General features: G+C 57.8%; 18 protein-coding genes and 1 pseudogene. 12 read left to right on the forward strand and 7 right to left on the reverse strand.

Annotation, left to right across the window (positions count from 1 at the left end; translation table 11 throughout):
- Positions 1–32: 32 nt before the first annotated feature.
- Positions 33–2,408, reverse strand: coding sequence for a phosphoketolase family protein (locus AC07ZE_RS16695; RefSeq protein WP_207265772.1), 2,376 nt, complete (start codon positions 2,406–2,408; stop codon positions 33–35).
- Between the two features lie 250 nt (positions 2,409–2,658).
- Between AC07ZE_RS16695 and fnr the strand changes: the two genes are divergently transcribed.
- Together fnr and AC07ZE_RS16705 are read left to right on the forward strand one after the other, a co-directional pair.
- Positions 2,659–3,402, forward strand: a complete 744-nt coding sequence (fnr, locus tag AC07ZE_RS16700; protein WP_207265773.1) for a fumarate/nitrate reduction transcriptional regulator Fnr — start codon at positions 2,659–2,661, stop codon at positions 3,400–3,402.
- A 23-nt stretch (positions 3,403–3,425) separates the two neighbouring features.
- Positions 3,426–4,409: a zinc-dependent alcohol dehydrogenase family protein gene (locus tag AC07ZE_RS16705; protein ID WP_207265774.1), complete on the forward strand. Its 984-nt coding sequence runs from the start codon at positions 3,426–3,428 to the stop codon at positions 4,407–4,409.
- On the opposite strand, the gene AC07ZE_RS16710 is transcribed toward AC07ZE_RS16705, so the two are convergent.
- Positions 4,399–5,310 (reverse strand): universal stress protein, encoded by a 912-nt coding sequence (locus AC07ZE_RS16710; protein WP_207265775.1) that lies wholly within the window; start codon positions 5,308–5,310, stop codon positions 4,399–4,401. The two genes, AC07ZE_RS16705 and AC07ZE_RS16710, sit on opposite strands and share 11 nt — an antisense overlap.
- A 224-nt stretch (positions 5,311–5,534) precedes the next feature.
- On the opposite strand from AC07ZE_RS16710, the gene AC07ZE_RS16715 reads away from it, so the two are divergent.
- Positions 5,535–6,098 (forward strand): GNAT family N-acetyltransferase, encoded by a 564-nt coding sequence (locus AC07ZE_RS16715; protein WP_207265776.1) that lies wholly within the window; start codon positions 5,535–5,537, stop codon positions 6,096–6,098.
- Positions 6,099–6,152: 54 nt separating this feature from the next.
- Here the strand turns inward: AC07ZE_RS16715 and AC07ZE_RS16720 are convergent, their stop codons facing one another.
- From AC07ZE_RS16720 to AC07ZE_RS16735, 4 genes are all read right to left on the reverse strand, one after another.
- A complete protein-coding gene (locus tag AC07ZE_RS16720; protein ID WP_207265777.1) occupies positions 6,153–7,076 on the reverse strand; it encodes a universal stress protein in 924 nt (307 codons plus the stop codon).
- Between the two features lie 101 nt (positions 7,077–7,177).
- Positions 7,178–8,416: an MgtC/SapB family protein gene (locus AC07ZE_RS16725; protein WP_207265778.1), complete on the reverse strand. Its 1,239-nt coding sequence runs from the start codon at positions 8,414–8,416 to the stop codon at positions 7,178–7,180.
- Positions 8,417–8,461: 45 nt separating this feature from the next.
- Positions 8,462–8,704 (reverse strand): hypothetical protein, encoded by a 243-nt coding sequence (locus AC07ZE_RS16730; protein WP_207265779.1) that lies wholly within the window; start codon positions 8,702–8,704, stop codon positions 8,462–8,464.
- Between the two features lie 40 nt (positions 8,705–8,744).
- A complete protein-coding gene (locus AC07ZE_RS16735) occupies positions 8,745–9,818 on the reverse strand; it encodes an NAD(P)-dependent alcohol dehydrogenase (RefSeq protein ID WP_207265780.1) in 1,074 nt (357 codons plus the stop codon).
- Positions 9,819–10,089: 271 nt separating this feature from the next.
- Between AC07ZE_RS16735 and AC07ZE_RS16740 the strand changes: the two genes are divergently transcribed.
- The 9 genes and pseudogenes from AC07ZE_RS16740 (at position 10,090) to AC07ZE_RS16780 (ending at position 19,382) form a co-directional block, all read left to right on the forward strand.
- A complete protein-coding gene (locus AC07ZE_RS16740) occupies positions 10,090–11,010 on the forward strand; it encodes a universal stress protein (protein WP_207265781.1) in 921 nt (306 codons plus the stop codon).
- A gap of 48 nt (positions 11,011–11,058) precedes the next feature.
- Positions 11,059–11,603: pseudogene (locus tag AC07ZE_RS16745) on the forward strand (type 2 periplasmic-binding domain-containing protein).
- A 775-nt stretch (positions 11,604–12,378) separates the two neighbouring features.
- Positions 12,379–13,311 carry a universal stress protein gene (locus tag AC07ZE_RS16750; RefSeq protein WP_207265782.1) on the forward strand — a complete coding sequence of 311 codons (933 nt, stop codon included), beginning with the start codon at positions 12,379–12,381 and terminating at the stop codon, positions 13,309–13,311.
- 656 nt (positions 13,312–13,967) lie between these two features.
- Positions 13,968–14,426: a hemerythrin domain-containing protein gene (locus AC07ZE_RS16755; RefSeq protein ID WP_207265783.1), complete on the forward strand. Its 459-nt coding sequence runs from the start codon at positions 13,968–13,970 to the stop codon at positions 14,424–14,426.
- A 191-nt stretch (positions 14,427–14,617) separates the two neighbouring features.
- The gene (locus tag AC07ZE_RS16760) at positions 14,618–15,751 is read left to right on the forward strand and encodes a pyridoxal-phosphate-dependent aminotransferase family protein (RefSeq protein ID WP_207265784.1); all 1,134 of its coding nucleotides are present in this window, start codon (positions 14,618–14,620) and stop codon (positions 15,749–15,751) included.
- A 237-nt stretch (positions 15,752–15,988) separates the two neighbouring features.
- Positions 15,989–16,135, forward strand: a complete 147-nt coding sequence (locus tag AC07ZE_RS16765) for a hypothetical protein (RefSeq protein ID WP_207267910.1) — start codon at positions 15,989–15,991, stop codon at positions 16,133–16,135.
- 50 nt (positions 16,136–16,185) lie between these two features.
- Complete coding sequence (locus AC07ZE_RS16770) at positions 16,186–16,860, forward strand: MarC family NAAT transporter (protein WP_207265785.1); 675 nt, start codon at positions 16,186–16,188, stop codon at positions 16,858–16,860.
- Between the two features lie 132 nt (positions 16,861–16,992).
- Positions 16,993–18,456, forward strand: coding sequence for a DUF3300 domain-containing protein (locus AC07ZE_RS16775; RefSeq protein WP_207265786.1), 1,464 nt, complete (start codon positions 16,993–16,995; stop codon positions 18,454–18,456).
- Positions 18,457–18,482: 26 nt separating this feature from the next.
- Positions 18,483–19,382, forward strand: coding sequence for a DUF2950 domain-containing protein (locus tag AC07ZE_RS16780; RefSeq protein WP_207265787.1), 900 nt, complete (start codon positions 18,483–18,485; stop codon positions 19,380–19,382).
- A 116-nt stretch (positions 19,383–19,498) separates the two neighbouring features.
- On the opposite strand, the gene AC07ZE_RS16785 is transcribed toward AC07ZE_RS16780, so the two are convergent.
- Positions 19,499–20,944 carry a mechanosensitive ion channel family protein gene (locus AC07ZE_RS16785; RefSeq protein WP_207265788.1) on the reverse strand — a complete coding sequence of 482 codons (1,446 nt, stop codon included), beginning with the start codon at positions 20,942–20,944 and terminating at the stop codon, positions 19,499–19,501.
- Positions 20,945–20,947 lie beyond the last annotated feature (3 nt).

Below are 20,947 nucleotides of genomic sequence, written 5' to 3' on the forward strand. Positions count from 1 at the left end.
ATAACGATTCAATGCAACCGCCGCCCCTGGACTCAGCGGCCCGCTCCCGGCGTCCATTGCCAGTTCAGTACTTCGGGCATGTCCTGTCCATGCTCGATGAGGTAGAGCTTGTGTTTTTCCATGGTCGACCAATAGCGCGAACGCGCGACTTGCAACTGATCATGCAACCGGGGCACCCGTTCGATGACGTCCAACGCCAGTCGATAACGATCCATGTTGTTGATCACCGCCATGTCGAACGGCGTCGTGGTGGCGCCCTCTTCAATGAAGCCGCGCACGTGAAAATGCTCATGATTGGTGCGTTTGTAAATCAATCGATGAATCAGCGCGGGATAGCCATGGAAGGCGAAGATTACCGGCTTGTCGACGGTAAACAGTTCGTTGAAAGCCATGTCCGGCAAACCATGGGGGTGCTGAAAGGATGGCTGAAGCACCATCAAGTCGACAACGTTGATCACCCTCACCCGCAAGTCCGGTACGTACTCGCGCAACAGGGTCACGGCGGCCAGCGTCTCCAGGGTCGGCACGTCACCGGCGCAGGCCATCACCACATCCGGGTCGTCATCCTCGCGGCAGGCCCAGTCCCATCGACCGATACCTGCCTGGCAATGACGCAGGGCAGCGTCGATATCCAGCCACTGCCATTCCGGTTGTTTACCAGCGACGATGACGTTGATGTAGTCGCGGCTTTTGAGGCAATGGTCAGCCACCGACAGCAAGCAATTGGCATCGGGTGGCAGGTAAATGCGCACCAGGTCCGACTTCTTGTTAGCCACCAGATCGATGAAGCCCGGGTCCTGGTGGGAGAACCCGTTATGGTCTTGCCGCCAGACATGGGACGTCAGCAGAAAATTGAGCGAAGCGAGCGGCTTGCGCCACGGCACTTCGGCGGCGGTCTTCAGCCATTTGGCATGCTGGTTGACCATCGAATCGACGATATGGATAAAGGCCTCGTAACAGGACAGAAAACCATGGCGTCCCGTCAGCAAATACCCTTCCAGCCAACCCTCGCAAACCTGTTCACTGAGGATCTCCATCACCCGGCCATCGGCCGCCAGATTGAGATCTTCAGGCTCTAGCGGGTCGATCCACGTCTTGGCGCTCACCTCATAAACAGCGTCGAGGCGGTTCGAGGCGGTTTCATCCGGGCCGAACAACCGAAAGTTGCTGGCGCTCAGGTTGTTCTTCATGACATCGCGCAGGTAGGTGCCCATGACCCGAGTCGCTTCGGCACGCACAGTACCGGGGATGTCGCATTTGACGGCATAGTCGGTGAAGCGCGGCAAATCCAGAGGGCGCAACAGCAAACCGCCATTGGCACGGGGATTGGCGCTCATGCGCCGATGCCCGGTAGGTGCCAGGGCGGCCAGTTCGGGCAGCAAGGCGCCATTGGCATCGAACAATTCATCAGGACGGTAACTGTTGAGCCATTCCTCAAGTTGACTCAGGTGCAGTGGTTGGTGGAAATCGGCCAAAGGGACTTGATGCGCCCGCCAAGTGCCTTCAACCCGATGACCGTCGACGAACTTCGGCCCGGTCCAGCCCTTGGGCGTGCGAAGTACCAGCATCGGCCACAGTTGGCGCTCCGTTGGCCCACTCTGCGGATACTGGCGCGCGACACGCTGAATCTCGGCAATTTTGAGCAGCATCGTAGCCAGGGTTCTGGCCAGCGCCTGATGCACCGCCATGGGGTCATCGCCCTCGACGAAGTACGGATCGTAGCCGTAGCCATACATCAGCGCCGACAGTTCGTCCTCGCTGATTCTGGAGAGCACCGTGGGGTTGGCGATTTTGTAGCCGTTCAGATGCAAGATGGGCAGCACCGCACCGTCACGCGCGGGGTTGAGGAACTTGTTGGAGTGCCAACTGGCCGCCAGCGTACCTGTTTCGGCCTCGCCATCACCGATCACACACGCGACGATCAAGTCGGGGTTATCGAACGCGGCACCGTAGGCATGGGCCAGGCTGTAGCCCAGCTCGCCACCTTCATGAATCGACCCCGGAATTTGCGCCGACACATGGCTGGAAATGCCATACGGCCAGGAAAACTGCCGGAAAAGGCGAACCAGGCCATTAACATTGCGCTCCACCGAGGGATAGCATTCGGTATAAGTGCCTTCCAGATAGGTCTGCGCCACCACCGCCGGTCCGCCATGACCGGGGCCGGCAATGAACAGCATGTTCAGATCGTGCTGATTGATCAGCCGATTGAGGTGCGTGTAGATCAGGTTCAATCCCGGCGTCGTGCCCCAATGGCCCAATAACCGTGGCTTGATATGCGCCAGGCTCAGCGGCTCTCTCAGCAACGGGTTGTCCTTGAGGTAGATCTGCCCGACCGCCAGATAATTGGATGCCCGCCAATAGGCATCCAGCCCTTCCAGTTGCTCGGCACTCAGAACGTCGCTCATCGCAATTCTCCACCCGTGTCCAACTCACCGATCAATAGGGTTGATTTTGTAAGTCTGGAAGAGTTGCAACTTGATTTACCTCAAGTTTCAAGGCGGCGGCCAGCAGGCAATTCAAATCCGCCCTGATACTTATCTGAAACACATCCGGTTCAGGATCCACTCGTCGAATCGCGCGGGTTTATGTCTCTTTTCCCCGCGTCCATGGCAATCTAGAAACTATGCTCAATAAGCTGATATGGAGGGCTTCCACGTGACAGAAACTCGATCGTATCGCGATCAACACCTCAAAACGGCGTGTTCCAGCTGCAGCGTGTTGGAGTTGTGTCTGCCGCTAGGCTTGACCGGTGTCGAAATCGAGCGCCTGGACACACTGATCATGCAACGGCTCAAGGTCAAAAAAGGCTCGGCACTCTACCGCGCAGGCGACCCATTACGATCGCTTTATGCCGTCCGCCTGGGTTCATTCAAGACCAGCGTGCTTTCGATCGATGGTCGCGAGCAAGTGACCGGGTTCCAGATTTCGGGTGAAATGCTCGGCCTGGACGCCATCAGTACGGATCAACACACCTGCGATGCGGTTGCCCTGGAGGACAGCGAGGTCTGCCCCATCCATTTTGCTCATCTGGAAAAACTGGCCCGAGAGCTGCCTTCATTGCAGCACAACCTGAACAAGATCCTCAGCCGGGAGATCGTTCGCGATCACGACATGCTGATGATGCTGGGCAACATGAACTCGGATGAACGCCTGGCCGCGTTCCTGCTGAATATGTCGCAACGCTTGAACTCCCGCGGTTATTCGTCCCGCAACTTCGTGCTCAAAATGCGTCGGGAGGAAATCGGCTCCTACCTGGGTTTGCGCCTCGAAACCGTCTGTCGGGGCATCGCCCACCTGCGTGACCAAGGTTTGGTGGAAATAACCGGTCGCGACGTCAACATCCAGAACATGGATGGGCTCAAGCAACTGATCGTGGGCTGCCATCGTCACCTGAGGTGACACCTGCCGTCTGGAGTGTCTTCATGCGTGCCATGGTCCTGCATCGCCCCGGCCAGCCGTTACAATTGCAAGAGCGCCCCATTCCCACGCCAGGCTCACAGCAACTGTTGATCAAAGTCCTGGCCTGCGGCGTGTGCCGCACCGATCTGCACCTGGTGGATGGCGAATTGCCCCAAGCGCGGCTGCCACGGGTGCCGGGGCATGAAATTGTCGGCGAAGTCTCAGCCGTCGGTGCCGACGTCGCGTCCGAATGGATGGGTCGCCGGGTGGGCGTGCCCTGGCTGGGCTGGACCTGTGGCCACTGCGTGTTCTGCCGCTCGGGCCGAGAGAATCTTTGCGACAAGGCCCGGTTCACCGGCTGTCATCTGGACGGCGGTTATGCCGACTACACCCTGGCTGACGCGCGGTTCTGCTTTCCGATTCCCGAGGCACTGTCCGACACCCAGGCGGCTCCACTGCTGTGTGCCGGCCTGATTGGCTTTCGGGCCCTGCAAATGGCCAAGGACGCTCACCATCTGGGTCTTTACGGTTTTGGCGCGGCGGCACATTTGGCCATCCAGGTCGCCCGCGGGCGCGGACAGAAGGTGTATGCCTTCACCCGTCCAGACGACAGCGAGGGTCAGGCGTATGCCCGATCACTGGGGGCCGAATGGGCCGGGCCTTCGGATCAGCCTCCGCCGCACCTGCTCGATGCCAGTCTGATTTTCGCTCCGGTCGGTGCGCTGGTACCGCTGGCCCTGGCCGTCACCGTCAAGGGCGGCTGCGTGATTTGCGCCGGCATTCACATGAGTGACATTCCAGCCTTTCCTTATCGGCTGTTGTGGGGTGAACGCAGCGTTCGATCGGTGGCCAACCTGACCCGCGCCGATGGCACAGCGTTTTTCGAGACGTTGCAGCATACGCCTGTCCACTGCGACGTTACCCGCTTTGCCCTCGACGATGCCAACGTGGCACTGGAACGGCTGCGGACCGGGCAGTTCAATGGCGCGATCGTGCTTATTCCCTGACGCGCTGCCTGACCGCCAGAATACTCCCCGGCACCGAGTACAGCGCCCGCTCGGTATTGCTGCCGATCAGCCGGTCGATTCCCACCCGATGCACAGCGCCCATGACCACCACGTCGGCCAAATATTCCTCGACGAATCCACTGATCACCGGTACCGGCAACCCCATGACGAAATGACGTCGTTCAGGCGGCACACCGTAGCGCTCGGCCAATGTCACAAACGCCTGGTGCAAGGACTGGCGCAGCTCCTCGATGAGGTCCACGCCCCACCCACCCCCGGCCAGTGGCGCATCGCTGTTGAAGACAGGCGTCAAGTCATAGGCGTAGAGCAGGTGCAACGGCGCATCACATTGCAGGGCCAGGGCATTGGCGGTCTGGATGATGGTGTCATTCAAGCCGCTGATTTGCGTGGCCGGATCGAACGGGTCCACTGCCGCCACGATCCGGTGAGGCAAGCTGTAGCGGACGTGGTTGACCAAGTGCATGGGTATCGGGCATTCACGCAACAAGTGACAATCGAGTGGGGTAATGAACACGCGCTTGAGCACAGGTTCAAGGGTGACATCCTTGATCAACATATCGGGCTTGAGATCTTCGACCGTCCGCAAAATGTCCAGCAGCGCATGGGTGGTGAAGACGGCCTTGACCGTCACCTCCAGATCCAGGTCGCTGAGCCGGTCGAGCTCTTCGGCCTCCCAGCGGCGGTAGCGACGCAAATAGCGCTGTTGCTCGGCGTCGTCGACCTTTTCGTCCCACAAATGCACCACGGGTGCCGGTTCGACAAAGGCCCGTACATCCAGGATGGCGCCGGCGGCCTTGGCCAGCGCGACGGCACGCTGCATGGCGGGAGACTGCTGCAAGCTTTGATCGACGATCAACAGCAACCGTTGATATTGACTCATCACACACCTCCGTTCGACCCCGGTCTTCACGTGCCGGCACGCTATAACACTGCGCTCTGAGCCCTCATGCGAGTTGATTTACATCAAACACGCGTGAATTGACGGAGCTGACGCCGGTCTCTGATCCAGATCAAATTCCAGTGCGGACAGCAGCGTACAAAGGAGTCAAACACGGTTGTCTTTACCGCCCTTCACCCTGCAATAACGCACCGGAGGAATACCCCATGCTCACTGTCAAAGACCACAATGATCGGGCCGCGGCCGCCTACGCCGCCGTCGACGGCCAACACTGGGTCGAAGCGCTCAGGGACGGCCGCCACGTGCTGATCCGGCCCCTGGCCGAAAAGGATCGCGACCGTGAATATGCCTTCATCAAACGACTGTCTCCCGAATCCCGGCACATGCGGTTTCTCGCACAGATCAATGAGCCGGGTACGGCAATGCTCAACCAATTGATGGACACCGACAATAAACAGCGCGTGGCCTACATCGCCCTGGTCCACGACAATGGTCAACTGATCGAGATCGGTATCAGTCGCTACGCAGCCACCGGCGCACATGAATGCGAATGCGCGGTCACGGTTGCCGATGAATGGACGCATCTGGGCCTGGGCACACGGCTGATGGAGCATTTGATCAAGGCCGCCCGCCACAATGGTTATCGCCAGATGTATTCCGTGGACGCGGCCAGCAATACCCCCATGCGCGACCTGGCCAAGGCATTGGGTTTCGAAACGCACAACGATCCCGACGACTCCCGCCAGGTCATCCATCGCCTTAACCTGTAAACCATCGTCCCCGCGATGTTCCGGCCAACGGTCCATCGCGGGGCGATCCAGCCCTCAGGATTGCAGCATTCGTCCCGGTTTAATCGCCAGCACACTGCATGGCGCCCGATGCAAGAGTTGCTCAGCCGTGGTCCCAAGAAGCTTTCTCAAACCCTTGTGCTGCACAGTACCCATGACGATGACATCGGTATTGTGGTCCGAGACGAACTCACAAATGCGCGGCACAGGTGCCCCCTCGTAAAAGTGACGACGCTCCGCAGGTACGCCATGGCGTTCAGCGATGGCCGCAAACGCGTCATGCTGAGCCGTTCCCAACATTTCATAGAGGCCGGTGGCCAGCGGTAAGGCGCCAAAGCCCATGTCCTGAGCGTATACAACCGTCCAGTCATACACATGCAGCAGTTCCAGGCTGGCCTCGCAGACAGCCGCCAGTTTCGCCGCGGCGTCGATAATCTGGTCATTGAACACAGGGGCCTGATCTCCATCACGCGACAAATCGATGATGGCCAGTATGTTGCGCGGACGGGGGTTCAGAGGCGTGGTCACCAGATGCACCGGCACCGGACAATCACGCAGCAGCTGCCAATCCAGCGGCGTGAAAAACACCCGTTTCAACGCCGATTCTTCCTGGGCGTCCTTGATGATCAGCGTCAGCGGCATCTCGTTGATGAAGTTCAGGATCTCGGCATAAGGATCCTGTACCCATACCACCTCGCTGGTGACCTCGACGCCATGCTTGCTGATCAAGCCGGCCTGTTCCGCGAGCCATTGCCGATGGGTTTGCAGATAGCCGGCCCGTGCCCGGTCGAACTGTTCCGGGTCGAACAGTCCGGCTACCGCCAGGGCCTGTGAATAGTCGAACGCCACGATGTGCAATGGCAAATGCATCGCCAGCGCCAAGGCCGCGGCACGGTCGAACGCCGGGGTACGGGTCATGGCGGAGGGAGCGATCAAGAGTAAGCGTTGAGTCTGTGACATGGGGGAACCTCGGCACGCGCCATTTCAATCCAGTAGAGCTACAGATTGATTGCTCAGTGTTCTGACCACTTGATTTTTGTCAGTTACCCGCGCGATGTCTGTCAGGACACCCCCATGCCCGCCCACATCGCCAGCGTCAGCAACACCTGGCCCGGAATCACGTAGGCGGCGAACCGTCGTCCACCGCTGACCCACGCCACCACGCACTTGCTGATGGAGTTGCTGCTGATTGCAATCAGCACAGGGCCGACAATGGCATCGAACGGCAACTGACCGGATTTGGCCAGCGTGGCAACCGACGCCGTCGAGGCATGCACATCCGCAAGACCGGCGAACGTGGCCGTCAACATGACCCCCACCTGACCGAAATGGCTGAGCATCATGGACGAAACAAAGGTGATTGCGGTCATGGCCAACGTGACGATCAGGGCCAGTTTGAGGTTGAACGCACCGCCGACCTTGATTGGCTGGTTGGCGTCGGTGGCCTGCCTGGGGAACATTAGACACGCGCCATATAGCGCAGCCGCGACGGCGCCGGCAATCAGAGGCCCCCACATGTGGCGCAGCAAGCCGGCGTCAACCGCCCCCAGGATCATCGCCACCTGAAAGAAGGTGGCCATGTTCGACAGGATCGCGGCCGCGCTCAGGACCTTCATGTTGTCGAGCTGCCGTGCGACGAGATGACCCATGACGGCGATCGTCACTGTACTGGAGGCAAACCCGGAGGCAATGGCGCTGATGGCATAACCATAACGGGGACCGAGCGTACGAACAGCAATATGCCCAATCGCCCCCACTGCCATCAGCAAAACCGTCAGGGTGCAAATGGTGCGCAAATTGATGCCACCGTAGGGGCCGATAAAGCGGTCCGGCGCCAGGGGAAGCACGACCAGCGCGGCAGTCAACAGGATCAGGCCGTCACCCAGCTCGGCATCGGTCAATTGACTGCGGGCGAAGTAGTGCAGCTTCTGTCGATAGGCCAGTAGCCCCGCGATCGCTACGCCGATGGCAATCGCCAGCGCAGGCCTCGAACCACACAGCCCTCCCAGCACCAAGACACTGAGCAACGCCACTTCACTGGTCACACCGGGGTCATCGCCCAGGCTGCGCCAGTACGCTACGGTGACCAGCACCCCCAGAATGATCGCGACGATGCTGATCAGCAGGTTGCCACCGAGCTGCATCGCCACATAACCCAACAATGCCGTGATCGCATACGTCCGCAAACCGGCACAAGCACGGGTCTCCTCCTGTCCCTTGTGTCGTTCGCGCTCAAGGCCGATGAGCATGCCAATCCCCAGCGCAGCCGCTGCACCCGCCATCCCGAAGGTTTCGTTCATTGGGCTGTCATCCGCCTGAGCCTCGTCCGATGCCGACCCAACGCATTACTCCACGAGGTCGGCGCGAACCTCTTCGCCCTTGGGGCTTGCCGTTCGAGGAGCGGACATCGGTCTGGCAAAGGCTGCCGAACCAGAGGGTATGGGCCAGGCATGCGGTGCATCGATACGTGCCTTGAGTTGGCCAACGAAAGCCTGTGCCTGGCCCAGGCTATTGAAGTTCACTTCCAAAGCATCCATGCGCACGACCCAGCAATGGCTAGTCGGTTTCTGCGTGATATCAATGATCATAGATACCTCCGTTCGACATCGAGATTCGTCCCGCCTACCGTCAGGGCGTAATGGCGACCTTCATTACGCCGTCCCGTTGGTGAGCAAACAACTCATAAGCCGCCTCGATATCATCAAGTTTGAAGCGGTGAGTCACCAGCGGCGACAGGTCCACACCACCGCCCTGCACCACCGCCATCAAGCGACGCATGCGCTCTTTTCCACCGGGGCACAGTGTGGTGACGATGCTGTAGTCGCCCAACCCTGCGGCGAAGGCGTCGAGGGGAATATGCAGATCGCTGGAGTAAACGCCGAGGCTGGACAGTCGACCACCCGGACGCAGTACCCGCAGTGCGGATTCGAATGTCCCCTGAGTTCCCAGTGCCTCAATAGACACATCGACACCCCGACCGTCGGTCAGGGCCATGATCTGCTCGACCACGTTACCGTCCTTGAAGTTGACGACATGGGTTGCGCCCAATTGTCGCGCGACGTCCATTCGCTCAGCCACGGCATCGACGCCAATAATCGTCGTCGCGCCTTTAAGTCGTGCACCCGCCACCGCGCAGAGGCCTATTGGCCCAAGGGCAAACACGGCAACCGTATCGCCAATGGTCACTTCGCCGCGCTCTGCCCCGGAAAACCCGGTGGACATGATGTCCGGGCACATCAACACCTGCTCGTCACTGAGCCCGTCGGGAATCGGGCACAAATTGGCAATGGCATCCGGTACCAGCACGTACTCGGCCTGGCAGCCGTCGATAGTGTTGCCAAACTTCCAGCCCCCGATGGCACGGAAACCATGACGGGTGTCCGGACCGTCCTGTGAGCCGCAACCACACAGGCAGGCATAACTCTGTCCGCTGGGCGTGATAGCACCGGCAATCACCCGCTGGCCTTCGACAAAACCTCGCACCTGTGAACCCAGCCGCTCAATGATGCCCACCGGCTCGTGACCCACGGTCAGGCCTTTGGCTACTGGATACTCACCGCGCAGGATGTGTACGTCGGTGCCACAAATGGTCGTGGTGGTGATCCGGATCAATGCATCCAGCGGCCCGACTTCAGGGATGGGCTTGTCTTCCAGCACGATCCGGTTTCGTTCGACGAACACAGCCGCTTTCATGATTGCCATTGTGTGCCCTCCTTTGTCACGTAAGCCAACGTTCAGCACGAACCCAAAGACTGCGCCAGCGTGGCGAACGAAGGATTGATAATGGTCAACTATTTCGTCACTGGACGAACCTTGGGCAACCGCACGTCGGCCGACAGCGTCCTTCCCCCTCTCAGTTGATACAGATCAAACCCGCCGTTCCGGCCAGTTGCAGGATAAGAGCAAGGCGTTACTGCCCAACGCCCCAGTCATGGGTGCAGCCCATTGCGCGAATACCTACCGGAGATCTGTCATGTCTGATCAATCACGTTTCATGCTGATCGTTTCACCGTTGATGGAAAACAGCCCTGCCTTTGACCGGGCTGCCGCGCTGGCCAAGGCTTCGGATGCGGCACTGCACATCGTGGCGTTCGATTACCTCGAAGGGCTTGCGACGGCTGGAATGGTCAACGAACAAGCGCTGGAACAGATGCGGCTGGGCTATGTCGAGCGTCATCGCCAATGGCTTGAAGACCAGGCCAGACCGTTGCGTAAAATCGGGGTTCACGTCACCACTGAAGTGGTGTGGGTGGAGCGGCCGTTGCAAGAAATCCTCATTCATCTGAAAGAACAGCAGATGGCTGTTGTGATCAAGGCACTGGAGCACGAATCCCTGCTGTCGCGCCTGATGTTTACTCCACTGGATATCCATCTGCTGCGCGAATGCCCGGTACCGCTGCATTTTGTCAGCCATATGCACCACGCTTTGCCGCGTAAAATCGTCGCCGCCGTCGACCCTTTTCATCGTGATGACCAATATGAAGGCTTCAACGACAGGATCTTGCACGAGGCGTCGAAACTGGCCATTACCTGCAACGCCGAGCTCGACGTGATCTACGCCCATGACCTCTCATCCATCAGCGCAGATGAATTTGGCTTCAGTAATGGTTCGGCATTTTTTTCTTCGAGCAAAGCCAAGACACTTTTCGATGCGCAGGCTGACGCGTTCCGCGAGCTTTCGGAGCGCAACGGGATTACACCGGAGCACCAGCACATGATCATGGGCAATCCGGCCAAGGTGCTTTCCAGCTATGCCAGGGCTTATGACACTGATGTCATTGTCATGGGACGCGTTGGTCACGGTGCCATGGAGCGATTGGTCGGCAGCACCGTGGAACATCTGCTATACAAGATGCCATGCAGCGTGTGGGTGGTTTCGCCAGAAATAATGTGAAGCTGGACCGTTGCCCATCAAAAGAAACCCGTGACGGGAAAGTGAGCAATGAGGGCAAAATCGAGCAAGGCCATCGACCTGCTTCTTGCCTGCCTGCTTTCCCTGATACCCGCTGTCGCGGAAGCCGATACCGTTGAACGGGTGCGCAACAGTCACTCCGTGGCTCTCGGGTATGTACCTGACTTCGCACCGCTTGGTACCCAGGTAGCTGGTAAAGCCAGTGGATATGTAATCGATCTCTGCCAGATGCGATCGTTAAGAGTCGTCGCCACGCTCGTCCCGGTGCAAGACACTGGCGTGGGTCTTCAGCGTGTCGCCGAAGGCAACGCAGATTTTTTTGCCGAACGCACGATGCTCAAACATGAGCTCGCTGACAAATACGCCACCGGAAAACTTGTACTTCTCGACCGTATTGTTGAGTATTCAACGACCTCAATGATGGTCGATCGAAACCATGAAAACTTCCGACTGCTGATCGATAGGGCACTAAGTAAATGTACCGAACGGGTCAGATTGAGCAGGCATACGATAAACACTTAGGGGGCGTCAGCGATACATCCCGGATGCTGTTCAGGCCTTATGCCCTACTTTGAGGACGATTGGATAACCGGATAGAAACTATAAAGGACGATTTCGACCTTGAAATATCCATGTAAAAGAACCATCACCCAACCGCTATCGGCCAGAACTGTCATTCAGGCACATTCAAATTGTGCTTATACCGGACATGCTTCAGCCGTCCAACCAGCCTAACAGCGCATTTCCGTCAGATCGAACAGGGTCGATTCAGGGAGCTCTTAGGTGAAAATCAACTAACTCAACCGACCAACTAACTAAGCCTTAAGCTGAATATTCGTCATACTTGGCAACCGAGTTGAGCGGAAAAAAACGCCTGCAAAAGATCAACTCGATTTATTCCACCAAGGTCGGAGGTATCCATCTGCGCGTAATAAAGGCGCGGGCGGATAGGCGCAGGCTTGGAACTGAACGCGGTCGAGGTTCACACGCGTCTTTACCAGTAGCGCAACCATCAGGAAGAACGCAATTTAGTCGGAACGAAGTGTACCGGCCGCGTTACAACTCAATATAGATGCAATGGTAGAACAGCGCCAATGCTTAACTTGCGCAGTTGCATGAGTGATCAGCAGCCGATTCAGTAATTACTGCCAACTCGAATCAAGCGTCAACAATTGGGCTGGGCCGGCAGGCATTCGATTTTAGCTGTCGCGTGCATGATGTCGGTAAGTGAGCTTTCGGTTGACGGGCGGATAAGGGGTGGCCTAACGCGTACACCCCGAAACGGCATACGTCTAGAACGCCGTGCCGCCGCCCAACATAAAAACTGCACTCCTGCACAGGAAGACGCTCATGCACACCATTCGCAATACCTTGGTGGTGGTGGACTCGCAGCAGTCCAACGACCTGACACTGAATAGAGCCAGAATGATTGCCAGCGCGACCCAGTCGCACCTGCATCTGCTGGCCTGTGACAAGGGACAGCAGCACTGCTCCTACTTGAACGACATGCAAGGCGTCCTGGTAGCGGAGGGTTTTAGCGTCAGCACCCAGCAGGCATGGCATGGGAGTTCACACAAGACCATCATCGCCACCCAGCAAGCGGAGGGCTGCGGCCTGGTGATCAAGCAGCACCTGCCTGACACCCCGCTGATGAAGGCCCTGCTCACCCCAGAGGACTGGAAGATACTGCGATACTGCCCCAGTCCGGTGCTTATCGTGAAATCCGCAAAGCCGTGGGTCGGTGGCACCATCCTCGTGGCAATAGATGCTGGCAGCAGTGACATGGAGCATCGCGTCCTGCATTCCGGCATCGTCAGCCACGGCTATGACATCGCCGCACTGGCCGGCGGCACCCTGCATATGTTGAGCGCTCATCCCTATCCCATGCTGTCGGCGGCCGACTCTAAGTTCCAACTCAAAGAAAGCATTCAGGGGCTGTATCGCGAACTGTGCAAGACATTCCAGGCCGAATTCGACGTCAGCGACGACCGCCTGCATATCGAAGAAGGTCCTGCCGATGTGCTGATCCCGCACATCGCACGCAAGCTCGAAGCCGTGCTCACGGTGATCGGCAGCGTGGCCCGTACCGGACTATCCGGCGCATTGATCGGCAACACCGCCGAGATGATTTTAGACACCCTGGACAGCGACGTATTGGTGCTCAAACCGGACGACGTCATTAACCATCTGGAGGAACTGGCTGCCCCATCACACGGTGCACTGGAGGATACTGCGACATCCTCTTGGCCGTATAGCCACCATAACCATCGGCTACATACTTAGGCGTTAGTCATGCACCCGACCATCTGCCTTGCCTTGCCTTGCCTTGCCTTGCCTTGCCTTGGCATGGCATGGCATGGCATGGCATGGCACATCAGGTCAGTCATGCCCGTTGGATGAATTGCCACGTGTTTCGTTGGCACTTGTGATTTTCGCACTTTTGGGTCGAATGAAGCCCTTCGCAACACGCACCTATCGGCCAAAAGTGGACATTTGCAGACATCCACGCGCGGCTCGATTGGAGATAACGGCAGTCCAATCCGATCGCGTTGGAGGCGCATTTCGTCATGCGCGCGCTTGGCACACACGTCCCTACCCAGTCAGTAAAAGCTCGAACAGTTATCGATGAGCAATTACCGACTGGGTAGACCGCCGCGACGGGAACACTTGGTTGACTGAACGACTCCAGCAAGCGTCTCAAGTAGCTCGCATAGCGCATATGAGCATTCACTTGATATTTCAAATTCATCCAAGGGCGGAAAATTTGTTGGGGCGAGAGTTGTGCGCCAGACTATAATAAAAAAGTTAAATGCGCGCCAGTGAGTGCTTGGGTTGTAGGTATTAGTGATGAGGGTAATTGATATATCTGGCTATCCTTGGAGGTTGGTGTTTAATAATATTTAGTCTGTGGTTTATTGGTGTATTAGTGAGGATTTTACATGAACGTCTTGCTGAAAAAACTGCACACCTATCATCATGAGGTAGCTCTCAAAATTACTCAGATCAAAGGATTGCTGGAGAGGATGAGGCATGAATCCGCGAGTGCCGATGACTGCAAGCTGTTGTTTAAGCTGCTGGAAGCCTTGCATGGTGATGCAGAGAGACACCACCATGAAAATGAAGAGCTTATTCGGTGGGCCTTGCTAGCGACCAAGGCACCGATCCACCAACGGGTCAAAGATATCGAGCGAGATCATCAAGCATTTGAGCGCATTGCTGGACAGCTCAAGATGTTGGAGAACTCAACTCAGGAGACGAGAGTAATCGCTGACGCTATCGATGACTTCATCACGAAATATTACGATCATATGGATGCTGAGGAGAACATTTTCTTTCCGGCGGCAGATAAGTGGCTGTCAGACATCCAGTGGCAGGAAATAAAGCGTCAGTGGCATTAATCGGAACGCTCACCGTCTTACTTCAAGATTTGGCTACTACTTAATGCTCGATCTCACCAATACGTCCGGTAATCGACCTGATGATGCCGGCCGCTCGACAGAAGTCGTCATTCCATCCCGAGCAATCTTGTCTTTTGCCAAGCCTTAGGGCAGGGTCGATACCACTGAGATCTCTGTCGAAGGAGTCACCTATGTCACAGCTATATCCCAGTGTCGATCCCGAAGGGCTGGTCGAGTACTCAGTGGTCTACACCGACCGCTCGCTCAACCATATGTCGCAGTCATTTCAAGGCGTGATGAGGAACATTTCCAGGACCCTGAAACAGGTCTACAACGCCCAGGCTGTTGCGGTGGTCCCGGGCAGCGGCACATTCGGCATGGAAGCGGTGGCGCGACAGTTTGCCACCGACCAGCAATGCCTGGTGATACGCAACGGCTGGTTCAGTTATCGCTGGAGCCAGATCCTCGAGATGGGCAACATCCCGGCGGCCACTACGGTGCTCAAAGCCCGACCGGTCGACACGGGTCGCCAGGCCGCCTACGCCCCTCCCCCGCTGGACGAAGTGCTGGCAGCCATTGCGGCGCACAAGCCGCAGATTGTCTTCGCCCCCCACGTTGAAACCTCATCAGGGATTCTCCTGCCCGACGAGTACCTGCGGGCCGTCGGCGACGCCGTGCATGCAGTGGGTGGCCTGTTCGTGCTGGACTGCATCGCCTCAGGCACGCTTTGGGTTGATATGCACAAATGCGCCGTCGACCTGCTGATCAGCGCACCACAGAAAGGCTGGAGCGCCTCCCCTTGCTGCGCCCTGGTGATGCTCAGTTCCTTGGCCCTCGAGCGCATCGAACAGACGCAGAGCAGCAGCTTCGCCTGCGACCTGAAAAAGTGGCTTCAGATCATGCAGGCCTACGAACAGGGCGGACATGCCTACCATGCGACCATGCCCAGCGATTCCCTCGCGCGGTTTAACGACGTGATGAAAGAGACGCAAGCCTACGGCTTCGACAAGGTCCGTGACGAACAACAGGCTTTGGGCGATCGGGTACGCGCAATGTTAACCGGCAAAGGCATCAAAAGCGTGGCCGCAGCCGGCTTTCAGGCCCCTGGCGTAGTGGTGAGCTACACCGATGATGCCGACATCAAGAGCGGCAAGAAATTTGCCAGCCACGGTCTGCAAATCGCCGCCGGAGTGCCGTTGCAATGTGACGAACCGGCCGACTTCCAGACTTTCCGCATCGGTCTGTTCGGACTCGAAAAGCTGCACAATATCGAGCGCACGGTCAGCACCCTCGAGCAGGCACTGGACGAGGTGATGGTTAGTTAAGCCTTCATCTTGCCCGCCGCACATACCGGACTTTCCAATTCCATGAGGCATCCTGCCCTGGGCACTGCCGGCCCAGGGCGCTGATCTTCGACACTATGACGCTGGTCGCCCGGACGTCTTGTCAGAACCATAAGGGAAAGCCCGGCAATCAATGTCTATGCTATGACCTGTGCGCAAAACGTTCCCACCGGTAATCCATAGCGCTGTTCTACCTGCCAACAAAAGAAAAACAGGCCCATGAAACCGATCCCCTCCCTTGTCGTTGTTGCCATTGCCTCGATCATGGCCGCGGTCGGCTTTACGGCCCGAATGAAGAAGCTCCAGGTGGGTCAGACAATCAATGCCATCTACACCGAGGTCATGAAGATCAAAACCTCGCGTTAAGGTGCCTGACAAGCAAAGGCCTTGAAGAAGGCTGCTGCGGACGCTTCGATATGACAGATTTGTTGAATGCAATCGCGCTTGGCTTACTGGCGTTACTGCCACTGACCAATCCACCTACCACAGTGGCTTTATTCATCGCCCTGAGCAAAGGCCTTACCCAAAAAGAAAAAAACAGACAGGCGCTTGAAACTTCGTTCTATGTTTTTCTCATCATGGCACTGACCTATTACATCGGTGAGTTTGTGATGGACGCTTTCAACATATCCATTCCGGGCTTGCGAATGGCAGGCGGTGGCATTCTCATCATAATGGGCTTGAAGATGCTCTTCCCGCCGCCGGTCCAGGCGTCTGCTACCGCGAACAACCCAACGGAACAAGCCAGTTTCGCTTTCATTCCGCTGGCCATGCCCAGTACGGCCGGGCCTGGAACCATCGCAATGATTATCAGCGCTTCGGCGACCATAAAACACAGCACGTTATTTCCAGCCTGGGTGCTACTGACCGCGCCACCATTGATCTTCTTGTTTACGGCGATGATTCTCTGGGTCTGCCTGCGCAGTTCAGGATTAATCATGAAAATAACAGGGGAGTCAGGCATTGATGCGATATCACGCCTGATGGGCTTTCTACTCGTATGCATGGGGGCTCAGTTCGCCATAAACGGCTCGGTGGAAATCGTGCAAACCATCATTGACAACAACTTTCAGCTATCGCGCCCTCAGTAGATCAATTTCCAGTCTACGGCGGCTAAAACGTAGGTCTCTGCTACCCTTATTTTTGTCATCGAGGTCGGCTGCTTTCATTCCCCGACATTGATCCAGCCTTCTCAAGCCTGCCTGACCACATGAGGTGGGGCGATGCGCACTTCTCTACTTTACACAGTGTCTGTTGTATTGGTTTTAACGGGTTTTTCCTGCCTGGCGCAGACGCCGCAGGGACCCGCCAACGCTGCCGATACAGCGCCCCTGACGGCACCGTCCAAAGATGTGGTGTTTACCCAGGAGCAATTGGACCAGATGCTGGCGCCCATTGCGCTCTACCCGGACCCACTGTTGGCACAGGTGCTGATGGCCAGCACCTACCCCGGGGAAATCGCCGAGGCAGTCACCTGGTCCAAGGCCCATCCGGACGCCAAGGGCGATGACGCGGTCAAACAGGTATCGAGCCAGACCTGGGACCCCAGCGTACAGGCGCTGGTCGCATTCCCGCAGGTCCTGGCGACGCTCGGACAAGACCCCGTCTGGGTGCAGCGCCTGGGCGATGCCTTTCTGGCGCAACCCGACGATGTCATGGACGGCGTGCAACGCTTGCGTCATCAGGCGCAGGCAGCAGGCAACCTGCAGAGCAACCAATACCAGAACGTGACGGTTCAGGCGGCCCCTGCCCCCGCACCAGCACCAGCGGCCCAGGCCCCGGCCAGCAGCTCCACCACCATCGTCATCGAGCCTGCCGACCCGCAGGTGGTGTACGTCCCCACTTACAATCCGACCACGACCTATGGCACCTGGGCCTACCCTGCTTCTCCACCCGTCTACTATCCACCGCCTCCCGCGTATTACCCCGGATCGGCCTTGATGGCCGGGCTGGCGTTCGGGACCGGCGTGGCGATCGTCGCCTCGTTGTGGGGTGACTGTGACTGGGACAACAACGACATCGACATCGATGTCGACCGCTACAACAACATCAATCGCAACACCCAGATCAACAGGAACCAGAACAAGTGGCAGCACAACTCCATTCACCGCGATGGCGTTCCCTATCGAGACAGCAGGAGCCGTCAGCAGTACGGCCGACAACTGGACGGTGCCAATCAACGTCAGGCATTTCGCGGGGACAATGCCCAACGCGCCCAGGCCCGAGAAAATGCCCGCAGTTCAATGGACAGACACGGTATCGAACGACCGGCCACCAGCAATCGCCAGGCCCGAGATCAAACGCGCAGAGCGCAGTCCGAACCCTCGGTCGGTAATCGCATGCAGGCCGGTGCAGACAGACCGAAGGCGTCTGACAGAGGCCAAGGCACGGGTAGAAACATCCGGGAAAATCAGCAACCCAGACAACAGACCGCCCAGACCGCTCAGCGCCGCCAGGAATCCCAGGCGCGCCAGGGAACGCAAAAGCGCCCGACCGCCAGTGCCGGCAGCGCCCGCAATAACGCATTCGCCGGCGCACGCTCGCCGTCCCGATCGAACGCCCAGGCCTTGCGTGGCCGTACTAGCCAGGCATCCGCCACGCGCCCCAGTGCTGCGCGATCCGCCGGTCATCAGATCAGCAGGCCATCCAGTCCTCCCATGCGCCAACGAGGGGGGGGCCGGCGTTGAAAAACCATCCTCAAGAGAAAGCATTCATGGGCTTGCTACCTCGTATCCTGATGATCGGCAGCCTGGCATGGTCATGCGTGGCTACGGCACAGCAGGCATTTCCAACCCCGGAAAAGGCGGCCCAGGCGTTCGTCGAAGCACTGGGCACGAAACACGCCGATCAGGAACGCCTGACACAGCTGCTGGGTGAAGACTGGCGCAGTTACATCCCGCGAGGTGGCGTCCAGCGCAGTGACGTGGATGCGTTTTTAAAGCTTTACCGCGAGCAACATGCCATCGAAAAAACCAGTGAGCGAAAAGCTGTCCTGTCGGTCGGCAGTGACCACTGGACGCTGCCAATACCTTTGGTAAAAGCCGAAAAGGGTTGGCGCTTCGACATGAAGGCCGGTAGCGCCGAAATCCGTACGCGGCGAATCGGCAGCAACGAACTGGCCGCGGTGCAATCGGTGCTGACCTATCACGACGCCCAGATGGACTATGCGTCAGTGGACCGTGACGGGGACGGTGCCCTGGAATATGCGCAGAAAATCTTCAGCACTCCCGGCAAGCACGACGGACTTTATTGGGCGGACGATGACAGCGGTCAAATCAGCCCGTTGGGGCCGCTGTTCGGCAAAGCCATCGCCGATGAAGACTGGCATGGTTACCACTTCCGAATCCTCGACGGACAAGGTCCCTCGGCACCTGGCGGCGCCTACAGCTACCTCATCGGCGACAAGATGAGCCGTGGCTTTGCCCTCATTGCCTGGCCGGCGAAATACGATGACACCGGAGTGATGAGTTTCATGATCAGCCATGAGGGCCAGGTGTTTGAGAAAGACCTGGGACCCGAGGGTTATAAACTCGCACAGTCGATGAAACGGTTTGATCCCGATGACAGCTGGCAGGAGGTCACCGAAGATCAGGAGCCGCAGGATTTGCGTTGATGGCGCTGGCGGGTAATCAAAGACATGTTTCACCGCTCAGCTCGACAGGTTGAATCCACAGCCAAAAGCGGACAGTGATAGAAAAATAAATCCCCTTTTCGATGCCTGATGACCGATCACACCCGGCTGCGCAGCCACTGCAGGAAACCTTTTTTCTCGATGGCCTTCGGCTCTTCCTGAGTCATCGTATGTGCTATCTGCAAGCGGAAATCCAGCAACGCCTTCATCGCTTGACACATCTCGTGACGAGCCTCCACGCACGGCTGGAGATAATCCCGTTCGATCCGATACAGATTGCAAAAAGTCAGCGCGGCGAACTCCGCCGGCAGCGCTGTTCCCGAGACGATCCCGCCTTCGCCGATCACCTCCCCCGGCCCCATGCGCCCGGCTTCGAATTTGACGCCTCCACGAAACAACGCCACCGTCACCACGCCGGACTCAATGATGTACAACTGCGAGCTGACCTGCCCACCCGCCAGAATGACTTCGCCAGGGGGAAAGGACTGCAGGGTCATGTTCTGGCTGACGTGGTCCTTGTCTTCCTCGCTCAAGTTGGTCGAGAAAATGCTGGTGTTGTCCAGCAAGGCTCTGGCTCGCGACAGACGCGCAGGCTCACTATGTTCAATGGTCGATATCCAGCTGATACCGGCCGCCAGCAAATGCCGGTACGCCAGATCGTACATTTGATTGCGCACCGTACGCTTCTGATCCATCGACAGCACAAAGCCGCTGACTTCGTATTCTACGCCATTGCCACCGGTACTTTTTATCGTGACCTTGGGAGCGGGTTTGGTCAACAGAATGCGGCAGCCTTGGGCTGCCCGCTCAAGGGCATCGAAGACCTTGTTTGGACGCACATGCGGGCTGATCAACAAACTGATCGAAACACCGAACATATCGCTGGGCCGACTGAAGTTGGTGATCTTGGCCTTGGCCGCCATCGAATTCGGAATCACGATCATGCTGCCTTGGGAGGTTTGCAGGAACGTGGCACGCCAATCGATGTCGGTCACCCGGCCTTCGGTGCCGTCGATGGCGATCCAGTCATCGATTTTATAGGGCTTGGTGGTGTTCAGGACGATTCCAGAAAAGACGTCACTGAGGGTGCTTTGCAGGGCCAGACCGACAATGATCGCCAAGGCCCCGGACGTCGCCAGAACCCCCTTGACCGGCAGGTTGAGCACATAAGCCAGCGCGGCGATCACCGCGACCAGGAAGATCACCGCGCCGAGCAAGTCCTGGAGTAACCGCCCGGCGTGCCCTACCCGATACATCATCACGGCGCCGATCATCACCGTGAGAGTACGCGCCCCGAACAGCCACCAGATAATCTGCAATACCGTGTGCGCAAATTGCAGCGGCGCGTCATCGATCGAGGGCGCCGGCTCCCATGGGCTCAAGCCTTCATGGAACAACAGCACGCTGTACAACGAAAAAATGACCAAGCGCGCGAGTACTTTCCAGTTGTACCGATGGGAACCGACCACACGCCACATCACCATATCGATCAGGATCAAGGCCAGGCCCCAGATCAATGGACGTTCAGAGAGCAAGGACAGCATTAA

Source organism: Pseudomonas sp. GW101-3H06 (assembly GCF_059424605.1).